Origin of the sequence: Amycolatopsis plumensis (assembly GCF_042652605.1) — a bacterium.
In the GTDB taxonomy this organism is placed as follows: Bacteria; Actinomycetota; Actinomycetes; order Mycobacteriales; family Pseudonocardiaceae; genus Amycolatopsis; species Amycolatopsis plumensis.
Genome location: NZ_JBHSJY010000001.1, coordinates 7,755,822 through 7,770,990, shown reverse-complemented (window position 1 = coordinate 7,770,990; position 15,169 = coordinate 7,755,822). Strand labels below are relative to the sequence as shown.

13 protein-coding genes are annotated in these 15,169 nt (G+C 72.9%); all 13 read left to right on the top strand.

Going from position 1 to position 15,169, the window contains the following annotated elements; all coding sequences use genetic code 11:
• The first annotated feature begins 13 nt into the window (after positions 1–13).
• From ACFPLC_RS37460 to ACFPLC_RS37400, 13 genes are read left to right on the top strand one after another with little or no spacing between them, the layout of a single operon-like run.
• A complete protein-coding gene (locus ACFPLC_RS37460; RefSeq protein WP_086682601.1) occupies positions 14–457 on the top strand; it encodes a phage tail protein in 444 nt (147 codons plus the stop codon).
• 4 nt (positions 458–461) lie between these two features.
• The gene (locus ACFPLC_RS37455; RefSeq protein ID WP_378197949.1) at positions 462–908 is read left to right on the top strand and encodes a hypothetical protein; all 447 of its coding nucleotides are present in this window, start codon (positions 462–464) and stop codon (positions 906–908) included.
• Positions 905–1,063 (top strand): DUF6760 family protein, encoded by a 159-nt coding sequence (locus ACFPLC_RS37450; protein ID WP_003098516.1) that lies wholly within the window; start codon positions 905–907, stop codon positions 1,061–1,063. Before ACFPLC_RS37455 ends, ACFPLC_RS37450 begins: the two co-directional genes overlap by 4 nt.
• Before the next feature lie 6 nt (positions 1,064–1,069).
• Positions 1,070–3,733, top strand: a complete 2,664-nt coding sequence (locus ACFPLC_RS37445) for a hypothetical protein (RefSeq protein ID WP_378236068.1) — start codon at positions 1,070–1,072, stop codon at positions 3,731–3,733.
• Positions 3,734–3,744: 11 nt separating this feature from the next.
• The gene (locus ACFPLC_RS37440; protein ID WP_086680386.1) at positions 3,745–4,191 is read left to right on the top strand and encodes a phage tail protein; all 447 of its coding nucleotides are present in this window, start codon (positions 3,745–3,747) and stop codon (positions 4,189–4,191) included.
• Positions 4,192–4,194: 3 nt separating this feature from the next.
• A complete protein-coding gene (locus tag ACFPLC_RS37435) occupies positions 4,195–4,962 on the top strand; it encodes a CIS tube protein (protein ID WP_191306137.1) in 768 nt (255 codons plus the stop codon).
• Complete coding sequence (locus tag ACFPLC_RS37430) at positions 4,955–6,778, top strand: VgrG-related protein (RefSeq protein ID WP_378197952.1); 1,824 nt, start codon at positions 4,955–4,957, stop codon at positions 6,776–6,778. Before ACFPLC_RS37435 ends, ACFPLC_RS37430 begins: the two co-directional genes overlap by 8 nt.
• A 12-nt stretch (positions 6,779–6,790) precedes the next feature.
• A complete protein-coding gene (locus ACFPLC_RS37425; RefSeq protein ID WP_310972882.1) occupies positions 6,791–7,072 on the top strand; it encodes a PAAR domain-containing protein in 282 nt (93 codons plus the stop codon).
• Position 7,073: 1 nt separating this feature from the next.
• Positions 7,074–7,484 carry a GPW/gp25 family protein gene (locus tag ACFPLC_RS37420; RefSeq protein ID WP_378197954.1) on the top strand — a complete coding sequence of 137 codons (411 nt, stop codon included), beginning with the start codon at positions 7,074–7,076 and terminating at the stop codon, positions 7,482–7,484.
• Complete coding sequence (locus tag ACFPLC_RS37415) at positions 7,484–9,445, top strand: putative baseplate assembly protein (protein WP_378197956.1); 1,962 nt, start codon at positions 7,484–7,486, stop codon at positions 9,443–9,445. Before ACFPLC_RS37420 ends, ACFPLC_RS37415 begins: the two co-directional genes overlap by 1 nt.
• Positions 9,442–9,981 (top strand): phage tail protein, encoded by a 540-nt coding sequence (locus tag ACFPLC_RS37410; RefSeq protein WP_378197958.1) that lies wholly within the window; start codon positions 9,442–9,444, stop codon positions 9,979–9,981. The genes ACFPLC_RS37415 and ACFPLC_RS37410 overlap by 4 nt, the downstream gene beginning before the upstream one ends.
• Positions 9,982–9,986: 5 nt before the next feature.
• Positions 9,987–10,967 (top strand): zinc ribbon domain-containing protein, encoded by a 981-nt coding sequence (locus ACFPLC_RS37405; protein ID WP_378197960.1) that lies wholly within the window; start codon positions 9,987–9,989, stop codon positions 10,965–10,967.
• 27 nt (positions 10,968–10,994) lie between these two features.
• Positions 10,995–15,080, top strand: a complete 4,086-nt coding sequence (locus ACFPLC_RS37400; protein ID WP_378197962.1) for a VWA domain-containing protein — start codon at positions 10,995–10,997, stop codon at positions 15,078–15,080.
• Positions 15,081–15,169 lie beyond the last annotated feature (89 nt).

Below are 15,169 nucleotides of genomic sequence, written 5' to 3'. Positions count from 1 at the left end.
AAGGGGTTCTGACATGGCACTTCCCGATCTCGACAAGGCTGTCGGCCACTCCTTCGGGCTCGAGATCGACGGCGTCCAGATCAAGCAGATCTCCGAGGTCTCCGGCCTCAAGATGGAGCAGGACGTCATCGAGCTCAAGCAGAACACCGTCGACGGCAAGTACGTCATCAAGAAGCTGCCCGGCCGCCCCAAGGCGGGCGAGGTCACGCTGACCCGCGGCCTCACCGAGGACAACAGCTTCGAGAAGTGGGTCAAGGACGCCCACTTCGGCAAGATGACGACCGCCCGCAAGGGCGGCGCGATCATCGTCTACGACTACGAAGGCACCGCGCTCAAGCGCTACAAGCTGACCAACGCCTGGCCGAAGAGCCTGGAGATCGGTTCGCTGAAGGCCGGCGACACGAGCGTGCTCACCGAGAAGCTCGTCATCACCTACGAGCAGATGGAAGTCGAGTGAGCCGATGCGCAGGGTGATGGCGTCGGCGCCGGTCGAGGAAGCGCCCGCTCCGGCGGGCGAGCCCCGGACCGAGCGGCCGAAGCTGCGGACGGAGTTCGCGTTCGAGCTCCCGCGCGGGTACGTCGACGACGAGGGCAAGGTGCACCACTCCGGCGTGATGCGCCTGGCCACCGCCCGCGACGAGCTGATCCCGCTGCGGGACGACCGGGTGCGCGAGAACTCGGCGTTCCTCACGGTGGTGCTGCTGGCCCGGGTGGTCACCCGGATCGGCGACATCACCGATGTGCACGCGGGGATCATCGAGAACCTGTTCGCCTCCGACCTGGCGTTTCTGCAGGACATGTACCGCCGGGTCAACAGCGAGGGCCACACCAGGGCGGGCGTGGCGTGTCCCGAGTGCGGCCACAGCTTCGTCGTCGACGTCGCCGGTGGCCGCCTGGGGGAATCGTGACGTACGCGGCCGACCGGCTGCACGAGGAAGTCGCGTACGTCGCCTACCACCTGCACTGGTCCCTCGACGACATCCTCGACCTCGAACACCCCGACCGGTTGACCTACGTCGCCGAGATCGCCCGGATCAACACCCGGATGAGCCAGGGACGGTGACGCACGATGTGGTTCCGCAGGAAGGAGGCACGGCCGCCGTCGGTCTCGTCCGCGCCGGCGCCAGGGCCTGCGCCTTCGCCTGAACCGGCCGCCTTGCCGGTGACGCGCGGGGAGTGGCGGAGCGTCGCGCCGATCCAGCGGGTGCTGGCCGAGCACCCGCTGGTCAACCCGGTGCAGCGGTTCAGCTCGGCGCTGACGTCGTGGCGGAGCCCGGGCTACCTCGAGCCGCTCGGGCACAGCGTGGGCCCGGGCGAGCCCGCGGGCGTCATCGGCGACCTCGTGCGACCGGCCCTGCCGGTGGTGACTCCCGGGCCGGCGGTGCAGCGGGCCGTGTCCCCGGCCGTGGACCTGCCGCTGGTGCTGCCGGTGGTCGCGGCGCCCGCGGCCGTGCCGCCGTTGACGTCGGCCGGGAGTGCGGTCACCCCGCCGGTGCGGACGCTGCAGGCGATCGCGGAACCGTCCCCCGTGGACACTCCGGCGGCCGCGGACACCCCGGTGGTCCCGCTGACGGTGCCTGAACCGCCGGCGCCCGAACCGGCGCCGGTCGAGCCGACGCGGCCAGAGCTGCCTCTCGTCCAGCGGACGGAGCAGGCGGCGCCACGGCGGTTGGGGCTCGGCGCGCCGATGCTGCCGGGGCCTGCCCCGTCGGTTCCGGTGTCGCGCCTCGAAGATTCACCCGGCTCGCCGACCGGTTCACCGCCGGTGAACAGCTTCCGCCCGCTCGACACCACGGAGCCGCCCGGGACACCGGGCGGCTCGACGAACGTTTCTGCTCCGGTCTCGGGACTCCCGGTCGCGCCGGGAGCTCGGGAGACGGGCTTGCCGGTGTCACGGGCGGTCGAGACGCCGGTGCCTCTCGCGGTGCAGGAGTCTGCGCCGACGGTCTCGCGGGTGGTCGAGAGCTCCGGGGAGCCGATTCGGGGAGCGGCGCACAAGCCGCCGCCGGGAGTCGAGAGTTCCGGGAGCCTGCTTGGAGGTCCGGTGCACGAGCTGCCGCCGGTGGTCTCGCGGGTGGTCGAGAGCTCCGGGGGCCCGATGGGGGGAGCGGCGCACGAGTCGCCGCCGGTGGTCTCGCGGATGGTCGAGAGCCCGGCGTTGCCGATGGTGTCGACCGCGGAGTCTTCGCGGGCGGTTGAGCACCCGATGGCGCCGATCGCGGGGGAGTCTCCGCTGGTGGTTTCGCGGGCGATCGAGAGTCCGGCGGCTCCTCGGGCGGCTGAGGCCGCGCCGACCGTGGCGGAATCTCCGGTGGTCTCGCGAGCTGTCGAAACTCCGGTGATGGGGGAGTCCCCGCTGGCGGGTTCGCGGGCGGTCGAGGTCCCGGTCTTGCCGGTCGCGGGGGAGTCGTCGCGGGTAGCTGCGAGTCCGGTGGTGCCGGCGGCGGAGGCGCCGTTGGTCGCTTCTCGGGCAGTCGAGACCACGGCGGAGTTTTCACTGGCGGTTTCGCGGGTGGTCGAGCCGCCGCCGACCGCGGCGCAGTCTCCGGTCTCGCCGGCGGCCGAATCTCCGCCACTGCTCCAGTCCCCGGCGGCGGGGTCATCGGCAGCGGGCGCCGGGGACTCGCCGCTTGCGGTGGACAGGATGGTGGAGGATCCGTTGCCTCTGTCGACGCGAGGGATCGGGACTACGGCTCTCCCCGTGGTCCCGGAATCTTCACCGCTTCCGGTCCTGCGCGTGGCCGAGACCCCGGCCGACCCCGTGGCGCGAGTGGCCGAGCGGGCACCGCTTCCGGTGCTGCGACCAACGGAGCTTCCGGCACTGCCCACCACGAAAGCGGCACTGCCCGCCGGGGCGGGGCCGCTGCCTTCAATCGCGCGAGCGGTCGAGGACGCGCCTGCTTCCCCGGCGGGAGCGGCACCGCAGGTCGCCGGCACCCTCGAGCCCTCGCGCGCCGCGGTGCCGCTGCTCCCGGTGGCCCGGGCCGACCAGATCCCGGCCGACTCCGGTGCGGCACTCCCGGTGGCTCGCACACTTGACGGCTCGTCAGCCACGCTCCCGGTCGCGCGAGTGGCCAAGACCCAGGCTCGGGCCGTCGACGGTCCGGCGCAGGTCGCCCGTGCTGGCGAAACCCCGGGACTCCCCGTCAGCCGCGCGGCCGAAGGCTCCTCGCCGACCGGACACCCGGTGCTGCCGGTGGCACGGCCCGCCGACGGCCAGGCGCCCGTGGCCGGAGCCGCCGTGCCGCCGCTTCTGGTCGCGCGCGCGATCGATGCCCCGGGACTTCCGGTGGCCCGCGCAGCGGGAACCTCCGAAACCACCGCGGCACCGCTTCTGGTCGCGCGCGCGATCGACGCCCCGGCACTCCCGATAGCCGGAGCCGCCGGAAGCTCCGAAATCACCGCGCCACCGCTCCCGGTCACCCCGATCCCGCACACCCCCGAAGCCCCGGCGCCACCCCCGGTCCTCCCGGCCGCGCGGATCACCGACCACGTCAACGACCACAGCTCTCCACCGTCCACACCGGACCCGGCGCCCGGCCCCACCTTCACCCAGGTCGTCCAGCGCGACCCGGAACCCGCACCCACCCCCGCGCCCGCACCGCAGCAGCAACCGCCCGTGGAAACCGAAGAGCTCGTCAAGAAACTCTTCGACCCGCTCCTGCGGCGCCTGAAGACCGAACTGCGTCTCGACCGTGAGCGCCGGGGCGCGCTCACCGACCGCCCGCACTGAAGGAGGAGCCGATGCCGGACACCGAAGAGGCCGTTGCCGTGTGCTACGTCGTCAAGCTGGACGACAAGAACCTCGGCAACCTCGGCGCGTTCTCCAGCTGTGATGGCCTCGGCTGCGAATTCGTCATGGAACAGCGGGAAGAAGGCGGCAACAACGGCATGGTCTGGCAGCTGCCGACCCGGATCAAGTACTCGAACATCAAGCTTTCGCGCCCGGTCACCGAGGCCAGTGCGCAGATCACCAAGTGGTTCGCCAGCCTGGCGAGCGGGATCGAACGCAAGACCGCCACCATCGAGGCACGCACCCTCGAAGGCAAGGTGATCGCCAGCTGGGCCCTCGAAGGCGTCGTCCCGGTGCGCTGGAGTGGCCCGCAGCTCTCGCCCGACTCGCCGAAGGTCGCCACCGAGACCCTCGAACTGGCCCACCACGGCTTCCTCAGCCCGGCGAAGAAGGGCTGACCCGTGTCCTCACCCGTCACCTTCACCTCGGCCGGCTCCCAGCCGCCCGCCGCCTACGGGTCCGGGGCGCCGGCGCCCAGCAACCTGCAGCGCGCGAAGCTCAAGGTCCACAAGCCGCCGCAGTCGGGCGGGACCGGGCAGCCGCCCGGTGACTTCATGTTCGACATCGACTTCCAGTTCAACCCCAAGGAACTGTCCCTGAGCAAGAACGCCAAGTGGGGCCGGGACGCGCAGCCGAACGCCAAGAAGAGCGCGCCACCGCAGTTCAAGGGGTCCGATCCGGCCAAGCTCGCGCTCGAGATGTTCCTCGACGCCACCGACAAGATGGACGACGCCGTCGTCAAGAAGGTCGAGCAGCTGTTCACCTGCTGCGTGGCCACCGAGGACAGCCGTCAGCACAAGAAGCCGTCACCGCCGTGGGTGATCTTCAAGTGGGGTGGCATGACCGGCTTCCCCGCGTACGTCTCCAGCGTCACCGCGAAGTACACGCTGTTCACGCCGGCGGGGACGCCGGTGCGCGCGGTCTGCACCGTGAACCTGGAGGAGATCTCCGGCGAGCTGGGCGGCCAGAACCCGACCTCCGGCGCGCTCGCCGCGCGGGACACGCACGTGCTCGTCGCCGGGGATTCGCTGCCGTCGGTGGCCTTCCGCGCCTACGGCGACGCCGGGAAGTGGCGCGAGATCGCCGACGCCAACGACATCGACGACCCGATGCGGCTGCGGCCGGGCACCCGCCTCCTGGTGCCCGCGCTGGAGGAGCTCCATGGCTAACGAGACCTTCACGAACACCCTCCTGGTCGAGGTCGAGGGCACCGCGCTGCCCGACGACGTCCGGGTGATGCTCAGCTACGCCTACGTCGACGACAGCCGGAACCTGCCGGACACGTTCGTGCTGCGCTTCCGCGACCCCGGCACCGTCGTGCTGGACAAGGGGAAGTTCAAGGTCGGGGCCAAGGTCAAGCTCAAGGTCCAGACGTCGGACCCGGAAGGCCCGCAGGACCTGCTCTCGGGCGAGGTCACCGCGGTCGCGATCGACCTCGACCCGCACGGCACGTTCACCGAGGTCCGCGGGTACGACCACGCGCACCGGCTGTTCCGCGGGCGCCGGGTCACCGCGTACCCGAACATGACCGTCTCCGACGTCGTGCGCAAGGTCGCCCAGCGCGCGAACCTCCCGGTCGGCAGGATCGACAGCGTCCAGGGCTTCGGCGGCCGCCCGAACACCCAGCTGTCCCAGGACAACGTCAGCGACTGGGAGTTCCTGTCCCGGCTGGCCGACGTGGTCGGCGCGCAGATCGCCGTGCGGGACGGGAAGCTGAACTTCGAACTCCCGGAGAAGCCGTCCGGCGCGCCCCCGACCACCACCAAGGCCACCGCCGACCCGCTCGTCCTCGAGGCACACGGGACGCTGCTCACCCTGCGCGCCAGCGTCACCGCGGCCGAGCAGGTCCCCGAGGTGCGGGTCACCGGCTGGGACTACGAGAACAAGCGGCCGATCGCCGCCACGGCAACCCCGAAGAACGCCGGCACCGACGTGCCGGGAGTGGACCCGGTGACGCTCGCGGGGAAGTTCGCGAGCCCGCCCTTCCTCGACGCCGCGCCGCCCCGGCGCACCCAGGGCGAGGCGGACGCGACCGCGAAAGCACTGGCCGACCGGCTGGGCAGCGCGTGCACCGAGCTCGACGGAGTCGCCAAGGGCAACCCGAAGCTGCGCGCCGGCACCGCCGTCACGCTCACCGGCGTCGGCCAGCCCTTCTCCGGCAAGTACACGCTCACCAGCACGCGCCACCTGTTCAACGACGAGGTCGGCTACACCACCGAGTTCGCCGTGTCCGGCCGCCAGGAACGCTCGCTCTACGGCCTGGTCGCGGGCGGGGCGAAGAGCTCGACCTGGCCGGGCGTCGTGCCGGCGGTGGTGAGCGACCTCAAGGACCCGGCGAAGCTGGGCCGCGTCAAGCTCACCTTCCCGTGGCTGGACCGGGAGTTCACCAGCACCTGGGCGCGCACGGTCCAGCCCGGCGCGGGCCAGGACCGCGGCGCGGTCGTGCTGCCCGAAGTCGGCGACGAGGTCCTGGTGGGCTTCGAACACGGCGACTTCGAAGCGCCCTACGTGCTCGGCGGCCTCTACAACAGCAAGGATGCCGCGCCGTCGAAGTTCACCAAACCCGTCGTCGACGGCAACAGCGGCGAGGTGGCGCTGCGCGGGTTCGTCTCGCGGAAGGGCCACAAGCTCGAGTTCGCCGAGGACGACGGGATCATCCTGGCGTCGGGGGACGCGAAGTTCGTGGTCAAGATCGACCAGAAGAACCAGGTCATCGAGGTGACCAGCGGTAAGAGCGTCACGGTCAAGGCGCAGAACGGCGTGAGCATCGACGCCGGCACCGGGCCGCTGGAGCTCAAGGGCCAGAAGGTGTCCGTGAAGTCCCAGACCGACGCCAGCATCGAGGCGACCAGCCAGCTGAAGCTGAACGGCACCGCGGGCGTGAAGGTGGAGGGCGCCACGGTTTCGGTGGCGGGCCAGGGCCAGACGGAGCTGACCGCGAGCGGTGTCGTCACCGTGCGCGGCAGCGTGGTCAAGATCAACTGACGGGGAGTGCGCATGCCACCAGCCGCGAGGGTCGGCGACCCGACCGGGCACCCGGGCGTCATCGCCGGCCCGGGGGTGCCGACCGTGCTGATCGGCGGGATGCCCGCCGCGAACGTCGGGACGCTGCACACGTGCTCGTTCCCGCCGCCAGCGGTGCACCCGCCGACGCCGATCGCGCCGCCGGGCTGCCCGACGGTGCTCATCGGCGGCCTGCCGGCGGCCCGGATGGGCGACATGGCCGCCTGCGGCGCGCCGATCGTCATGGGCTGCCCGACCGTCCTGATCGGAGGCTGAGATGGATTTCCTGGGCCGGGGACTGGCGTTCCCGCTGCACACCGACGCGACCGGTTCCATCGCGCTGGTCGGCGGCGAACGCGAGGTCGTCGAAAGCATCCGCCTGATCCTGGCGACCTCGCCGGGCGAACGCCCGATGCGCCCCGAGTTCGGCTGCGCGGTGCACGACCTCGTGTTCGCGCCCGCCGACGCGGCGACCGCCGGGCAGATCGCCTACGAGGTCCGGGTCGCGCTCGAGCGCTGGGAGCCGCGGATCACCCTCGACGACGTCGTCGTCAGCTTCGACCAGGCCGACCGCGGCACCCTGCTGATCGACATCCGCTACCGCCTGCGCGGCACCAACGACCCGCGCAACCTCGTCTTCCCGTTCTACGTCATCCCGCCGCACGAGTCCGCAGTGGACGGTGCGTGATGTCCCTGCCGCTGCCCAACCTCGACGACCGCCGGTTCCAGGACCTGGTGGACGAAGCCAAGTACCTGGTCCAGCGCAACTGCCCGGAGTGGACCGACCACAACGTCTCCGACCCCGGCGTCACGCTGATCGAGACCTTCGCGCAGATGGTCGACCAGCTGCTCTACCGGCTCAACCGGGTGCCCGACCTGCACTACCTGCGCTTCCTCGACCTGATCGGCGTCCGGCTGTTCCCGCCCGCCGCGGCGCGGACCGACGTGACGTTCTGGCTTTCGGCCGCCCGGGACGTCCCGGTGGTCGTCGCGGCCGGCAAGCAGGTCGCGAGCGTGCGCAACGAGGTCGAGGACCCGGTGGTGTTCACCGTCGAACGCACGCTGAACATCGTGCCGTGCTCGCTCGCGCACCTGGCGACCAGCACGGCCGACACCGGCTTGCCGCCGGTCGACCGCACCGACGAACTGCTCGTCGGCGGTGGCCCCGCGGCCTTCCCCGAGACGCCGGCCCCCGGCGACGCGGTCCTCTTCGGACTGTCGGACGCCGTCCCCGGCTGCGCGGTGCTGCTGCGGATGGACTGCGAAGTCGAAGGCCAGGGCGTCGACCCGCGCGACCCGCCGTGGCTGTGGGAGGCCTGGGACGGCACCGGCTGGGCGGCGTGCGAGGTCGACCGGGACAGCACCGGCGCGTTCAACCGGGCCGGCGACATCGTGGTGCACGTCCCGGAGGGGCACGCGATGTCGGTGCTCGCCCGGCAGCGGGCCGGCTGGCTGCGCTGCCGCCTGGTCGAGGCCAAGCAGAACCAGCCGTTCTACCAGCGCTCGCCGCGGCTGCACACGGCCGAGGCCTCGACCATCGGCGGCACGGTCGCCGCCGTGCACGCCGAGATCATCCGCAACGAGGTCGTCGGGACCTCCGACGGCACGCCGGGCCAGCGGTTCCCGCTCGGCCGGCCCCCGGTTGTCGTCGGCGAGGGCGAGCTGGTCGTCGAGGTCTCGGGCCCGGACGGCTGGCAGCCGTGGACCGAGGTCCGCTCCTTCGCCGACTCCGGCCCGGACGACCGGCACGTCATGCTCGACCGCGTCGGCGGGCAGGTCGAGTTCGGGCCCGCGGTGCGCCAGCCTGAGGGCGGTCTCCGGTACTACGGGGCCGTCCCGGCCAAGTCCGCCGCGATCCGCGTGCCCGAGTACCGGTCCGGGGGCGGGCGGCGCGGCAACGTCGCCCGCGAGGTGCTCGAGGTGCAGCGGGACCCGATCCCGTTCGTCAGCAGCGTGGTGAACCGCCGTCCGGCGATCGGCGGGGTGGACGGCGAGTCGGTGCGCGACGCGGCGGTCCGCGGCCCGCTGCTGCTGCGCACCCGCGACCGCGCGGTCACCGCCGAGGACTACGAGCAGCTCGCGCGCGAGGCGGCGCCGGAGGCGGCCCGGGTGCGGTGCATCCCCGCGCACGGCACCGACGGGCGGGAGACCGGCGCGATCCGGGTCCTGGTCGTGCCGGCGGTGCCCGACACCGGCGAACTCGCCTTCGCGACGCTGATGCTCGAAGCCGGCATGCGCGCCCGGATCGAGCGCCACCTCGGCGAACGGCGGTGCGTGGGTGCGCTCGTGTCCGTGGAGCCGCCCTTCTACCAGGGGGTCACGGTGGTGGCGCGGCTGCGCGCCCGGCGCCGGACGACGGCGGGCACGCTCGGCGCCCGGGCGAGCCAGGCCCTGTACGACTACTTCAACCCGATCAGCGGCGGCCCGGATGGCGACGGCTGGCCGTTCGGGCGGCCGGTGCAGTCGGGCGAGGTGTTCGCGGTGCTGCAACGGCTGCCCGGCGTCGAGCTGGTGGAGGACGTGCGGTTGTTCGCGGCGAACCCGATCACGCGGGAGCGCGGCGAGCAGGTGGACCGGCTGGATCTGCCGCCGAACGCGCTGGCGTTTTCGTTCGGGCACCAGGTGCGGGTGCGGGAGGCGGGCGCATGAGGACCGGCATCCCCGGGCTGGCCAGCCCGCACCCGATCGGCGAGCAACTGCCCGCGGTGTACGCCGAGGACCGGTTCGTGCAGGGCTTCACCGGCGCGCTCGACGAGGTCCTCGCCCCCGTCATCTCCACTTTGGACAACTTCGCGGGCTACCTCGACCCGGGTGTCGCGCCCGCCGACTTCGTCGGCTGGCTGGCCCACTGGGTCGCGTTGCGCGTGGACGAGAGCTGGAGCCCGGAGCAGCTGCGGCAGCTGGTGACGCGCTCGGTCGAGCTGCACCGGTGGCGCGGCACGCGGCGCGGCCTCACCGAGCACGTGCGGCTGCTGACCGGCGGCGTCGTCGAGGTGACCGACAGCGGGGGCGTCGTCGCCGACCCGCGGCCGGGCGCGCCGCTGCCGGACCCGGGGCCGCCATGGGTGCAGGTGCGCGTGCGGGTGCCCGACCCGGCCCGGGTCGACGTGCGCCGGCTGACGGCGACGGTCGTGGATGCGGTGCCCGCCCACCTGCGGGTCACGGTGGAAGTGCTGGAGGGCTGACGGAGATGGTCATCTACGCGGAGTGTGGGCACCAGGGGCCCGCCGACGTCGAGTTCTGCGGCGAATGCGGCCGCTACCTGAAGTGGGACGACGACGGCCCGGTCGCGGTCAAGGCGCAGCCGGTGGTGCAACAACAGCAGGTCGTGCAGCCCGCGGAGCCGATCGCCCCGGTCCGGCAGCCGGTGCAGCAGACCGTGGAGGAGCAGGTCCTCCGCCCCGGCGACCTGATCTGCGGCCGGTGCGGCAAGGGCAACGCGCCGACGCGGAACTTCTGCAGCCGCTGCGGCACGTCGCTGGCCGAGTCCGAGGTCGTCAAGACGTCGTGGTGGCGGCGGCTGCTCGGCCGCAAGCCGAAGGAGCACAAGGCGGGGGAGCGGCCCGGCAAGGACGGCGTCCGCCGCCGGACCGGCCGGGCCGGGGCCGCGCGCCGGACCGTGGGCAAGGTGATCCGCCGGGCCGTCGCGGTGGCGCTGATCTTCTCGGCGTTGATCTACGCGCTGTACCAGCCCTTCCGCGGCGCGATCAACACGGCGGCGGTGGGGCTGTGGAGCCAGGTGACCGGCATCTTCGAGGCCAAGCTGAACCCGGTCCACCCGATCAAGGTGACCGCGACCGCGGAGGCCGCCGGGCACGCGGCCCCGCTGATCAGCGACAACGCGAAGAACACCTTCTGGGCGGCGCCCGCCGACCGGGAACAGACCGTGGTGTTCACCTTCGACCACCCGGCGGACCTGCGGAAGGCGATCGTCTACCTCGGTGACGCGGCGAACTTCCCGGCCGAGCACCGGCCGTCGAAGCTGCACCTGGTCTTCTCCACCGGCAAGACCTACGACATGGCGCTGGCCGACACGCCGGACGCCCAGGAAGTCCCGATCGAGAACAGCGAAGGCGCCACCGGCGTCGAGCTGCACGTGGCCGGGCTGTACCGCTCGCTCGACGGAACGGACGTCGCGATCTCCGAGATCGAGCTGTTCGAAGCCGGCTGATCACGAAGCTTTTGGGGAGGACCGACCATGCGCGCGAACCGAGCGGTGGCGGGCATCGCGGTCGTCGCGGTGCTCGGCGGCTGGGCGATCACCGGAGCGCTCTCGCCGACCGAGGCCCAGGCACCGGCCGCGGTGGCCTCGCCGTACCGCGTCGGGTACGTCAGCGAGGCCACCACCGGCCTGTACCAGACAGGCAGCGAAGGTCCGGAGCAGGCGCTGCCGCTGGGCACCGGCAGCGTCGACTCCGACGCGTCCGCGGGCACCGGCGGCATCGTGTGGGTGAGCCACCGCGCCGCGACGTCCGGTGGTGCCGAGCGGGACGGCGAGCTGTACTACCTCCGCGACGGCGGCACCGCGCCGCTGCGGCTGACCGACGACGACGCCGTCGACGTCCACCCGGCGCTCTCGCCGGACGGCCGCACGGTCGCGTTCGCCTCGGACCGCACCGGCGGCCGGAAGCTGTTCGTGATCGGCGTGGACGGCCGCGGCCTGCGCCAGGTGACGTCCGGCCCGGCCGCCGACGACTCCCCCAGCTGGTCCCCCGACGGCACCCGGCTGGCCTTCAGCAGCACCCGCGACGACCCGGCCGGGGACATCTACACCGTCCCGGTCGCCGGCGGCGAGCCGGCGCGCCTGACCGCCGACCCGGCGGCGGACACCCAGCCCGCGTGGGGCCCGGCGCGGATCGCGTTCACCACGACCCGCTTCCACCCGGCCGGCGACGTCGTCCTGGTCGCCGAAAACGGCGGCGCGGTCACCCGCGCGGTCCCCGACCCCGGGGACTCGGCCGAGCCGGCGTGGTCACGCGACGGCACCCGGCTCGCCTTCACGACCCGCGCGCAGGACCCCGCCGGTGACGTCAAGCAGATCGAAGACGGCAAGGTGTCGGTCCTGTCGGCGCTGAGCGGCACCGGCGAGACCGAGCCGACGTTCCGGCCGGACGGCCGGGCGGTGTTCACCGAGCTGCGCGACGGCGGCACCGCCGACGTCTGGAGCGCCGACGCCGCCGGCGGCGACCGGCGGGACCTCACCCAGCGCCCGGACGCCGACGAGTACGACCCGGCTTTCTCCGCCGACGGCGCGCAGCTGGCCTACACCCAGGCCGCCCCCGGCGAATCGGCGGAGACCGAGATCGTCGTGGCGAACGCCGACGGCAGCGCACCCCGCCCGCTGACCGCCCCGGCGGACCGGACCAAACGCGAGCAGCACCCGGCGTGGTCCCCGGACGCCACGATGATCGCCTTCACCAACACCGGCATCCGGAACGAACACCGGGCCGACACCGTGCGGATCGCGCGCGTCGCCGACGGCCGGATCCTGGGGGAGATCCCGATCCCGCCCTACCTGCGCGGCTGGGATTCGCAGCCGGTGTGGTCGGCCGACGGCACGAAGATCACGCTGACCAGGGCGGCCACCCGGACGCGACCGCCCGAACTGTCCAGAGTGGACCCGTCGGTGGCCGACATCCCGGTCGGCCAGGGCACTTCGCGCAAGGTCACCGACAAGACCGTGCAGACCGACCGGGTCCCGCCGGACCCGGACGTGGTCCTGCTCGTCGACCAGACCGGGTCGATGGGCGGCGTCATCGAGGACGTCAAGAAGAACCTCGGCACGGTCATCGACGAGGTGCGGAAGGTGCAACCGTCGGCGCACTTCGCAGTCGCCGCGTACGGCGACCTGGTGGACGACCGGGTGACCGAGGGCTCGCCGCCGAACCCGCCGCGGGCGTTCTACGTGCAGCAGCCGCTCACCGCGGCCGACACCGACGACCAGCGCAAGCTGCTCACCGACGCCTTCGGCCGGATCACCGCCACCGGCGGCGACGACACCGCCGAGGACTGGTACGTCGCCCTCCAGAAGATCGCCACCGGCGCGATCGGCTTCCGCGACACCAGCAACCGGATCGTGGTGCTGGTCGGCGACGCCGCCAGCCACGAGTCGCCGAAGGACGACAAGCGGGGCACGTTCCCGACCACTGCGGCCGTCGCCGACGCGCTCAAGGCGGCGAAGATCCGGGTCGTCGCGGTGCCGGCGATCACCAGCGGCGGCGGAACGGGGGAGGGCTTCGCCGCGGAGGAGCCGGATACGGACGGGACCCTCGACGGACGCGGCCAGGCGACGGCGATCACCCGGGCCACCGAGGGCATCCTAACCGCGAACGCGGACCCGGCGCAGGTCACCCCGGCGATCATCCGCGGGATCACCGACCTCCCGGTGAAGATGCTGCCGGTGCCGTACTGCGACTCGAGGCTGACGCTGACGTTCAGCCCCGAAGGGACGCAGCAGGTGCCCGGCGGGACCGACGCGCACTTCGTCGAAACCGCCACGGTCTCCCCGGACGCGCCGATCGGTTCGGTGCTGCACTGCCAGGTGGACTTCCGCCTGAACGGCGAATCGACCGCGCGAACCGGCTACACCGAAGACGTCACCGTGCGGGTGAAGGATCCGCGGCTGCCGCTGATCACGGTGCACGACAAGACCGTGCCCGGCACCGCGCCGACGGTGATCGAATACCCCGCGACCGCGGTCGACGCCGACGGGAAAACGCCGATCACGCCGTTCTGCACGCCGTCGTCCGGGAGCCTGTTCCCGGTCGGCGCCACCATCGTGACCTGCACGGCGACCGGGCGGAACGGCACCGCGACCGAGACCGCCGTGATGGCGGTCGACCCGGGCGGGGAGTCCCGGCAGGAACTGTGGCAGGTCTCGCTGACCGAGGGTGCGGACACCGTCGTCGCCGGGACCCAGCGGGACCTCTCGCCGTCGTTCGGCACGGCGTGCGCAGGGCGGCAGGGTTCGGCGGACGTGACGCCGGACGGCACCGCGCTGGCGTTCCAGACCGAGCGGCGGCAGATCTGCGTGGCCCCGGCCGACGGCGGCGCGGCGCGGGTGCTCGTGCAGAACGCCGGATCCGTCGACAACCCGGCCTGGTCGCCGGACGGCACGCTCGTCGCCTTCGACCGCACACCCGGCGAAGGACAGCCGGACATCCGGATCGTGCCGGCGGCCGGGGGGACGCCCACGGTCTTGATCGCCAGTCCGGGCGGCGCCGCGCAACCGGCGTTCCAGCGAATCGCGGACGTCGGCGTGACCGCGACCGCCATCCCCGCCGCCATCCCGTTCTCCGGGCTGACGACGTTCGAGTTCGTGGTCACCAACCACGGCGTCGCCGCGTCGCCCGGCGTCGGGTTGTTCGTCAGGCTGACCGCCGGGTTGCGGCCCCAGGCCCCGATCACCAGCGTGGGCACGTGCACGCCGGAGCTCGTCTGCACCTTCGGCACGCTCGCGCCGGGCGCGCAGGCGCGGGTGCGGTTCACCGCCACCGGCACCGAACCCGGGGCCCAGGCCGCTACCGGCACGGTGACCACGTCCGGTCAGGACGCCGACGCACGCGACAACTCCGCCGCGGCCGTGGTCACCGTCGGCGAACGGCCGGTGCCCCCGGTCACGCCGGGATCGCTGTCGGTCGGCTTGGCGGTGTCGGCGGTGCCGCTGTTCGTCGGCGGCGACGACGTCGTGCTGACCTTCCTGGTGCACAACGGTTCCGGGGCGCCGATGCCGGACGTCCGCCTGGTCACCCAGCTGCCGCCGCAGCTGCCCCTGACCTCGGTGCCACCGGGGTGCACACCGGGCGGCGGCAGCTGTGCACTCGGGACGCTCGCCCCGGGCCAGACCGTCGAGGTCCGGATTTCCCTGGCGGCCAAGGCCGCCGCCGACGCGCCGGTGTCCGGCACGGTCAGCACGAGCGGGCCGGACGACAACCCGGGAGACAACACGGCCGCCGGGCGGGTGGTGATCCGCCGGCCGGTGGTCACCGTGGACCCGGGCGTCGCCCCGCTGGGGTCCGTGCCGCGCGTGACGGGCACCGACTTCCCGCCGGGCGCGACGGTCCGGCTGAGCTGGTCGGACGGGATTTCCGAGACACCGGGCCTGGCCACCGTCGGCGTCGACGGGAAGTTCGAGGCGCAGTTCCTGGTCTTCCACCACGACCTGATCGGGCCGCGGACGGTGTCGGCGGCCTCGGTGAGCGGGCCGAAGTTCGGGACCGTGCCGTCGAACCCGATCCTGGTGGTGCTGCGCACCGAGCAACCGCCGTTCATCTCGCGCGGCTGAACCCGCGCCGGAACCGCTGCCCGTAGGGGCAACCACCGGCGCACGGCCGCACACCCGTCCGCTGGTGCCGGACCCGCGACACAGAAGGG

Bases quoted from the DNA above. Each gene is read 5' to 3' on its own strand.
- ACFPLC_RS37460 (WP_086682601.1), top strand. From the start codon at position 14: ATGGCACTTCCCGATCTCGACAAGGCTGTCGGCCACTCCTTCGGGCTC.
- ACFPLC_RS37455 (WP_378197949.1), top strand. From the start codon at position 462: ATGCGCAGGGTGATGGCGTCGGCGCCGGTCGAGGAAGCGCCCGCTCCG.
- ACFPLC_RS37445 (WP_378236068.1), top strand. From the start codon at position 1,070: ATGTGGTTCCGCAGGAAGGAGGCACGGCCGCCGTCGGTCTCGTCCGCG.
- ACFPLC_RS37440 (WP_086680386.1), top strand. From the start codon at position 3,745: ATGCCGGACACCGAAGAGGCCGTTGCCGTGTGCTACGTCGTCAAGCTG.
- ACFPLC_RS37430 (WP_378197952.1), top strand. From the start codon at position 4,955: ATGGCTAACGAGACCTTCACGAACACCCTCCTGGTCGAGGTCGAGGGC.
- ACFPLC_RS37425 (WP_310972882.1), top strand. From the start codon at position 6,791: ATGCCACCAGCCGCGAGGGTCGGCGACCCGACCGGGCACCCGGGCGTC.
- ACFPLC_RS37420 (WP_378197954.1), top strand. From the start codon at position 7,074: ATGGATTTCCTGGGCCGGGGACTGGCGTTCCCGCTGCACACCGACGCG.
- ACFPLC_RS37415 (WP_378197956.1), top strand. From the start codon at position 7,484: ATGTCCCTGCCGCTGCCCAACCTCGACGACCGCCGGTTCCAGGACCTG.
- ACFPLC_RS37410 (WP_378197958.1), top strand. From the start codon at position 9,442: ATGAGGACCGGCATCCCCGGGCTGGCCAGCCCGCACCCGATCGGCGAG.
- ACFPLC_RS37405 (WP_378197960.1), top strand. From the start codon at position 9,987: ATGGTCATCTACGCGGAGTGTGGGCACCAGGGGCCCGCCGACGTCGAG.
- ACFPLC_RS37400 (WP_378197962.1), top strand. From the start codon at position 10,995: ATGCGCGCGAACCGAGCGGTGGCGGGCATCGCGGTCGTCGCGGTGCTC.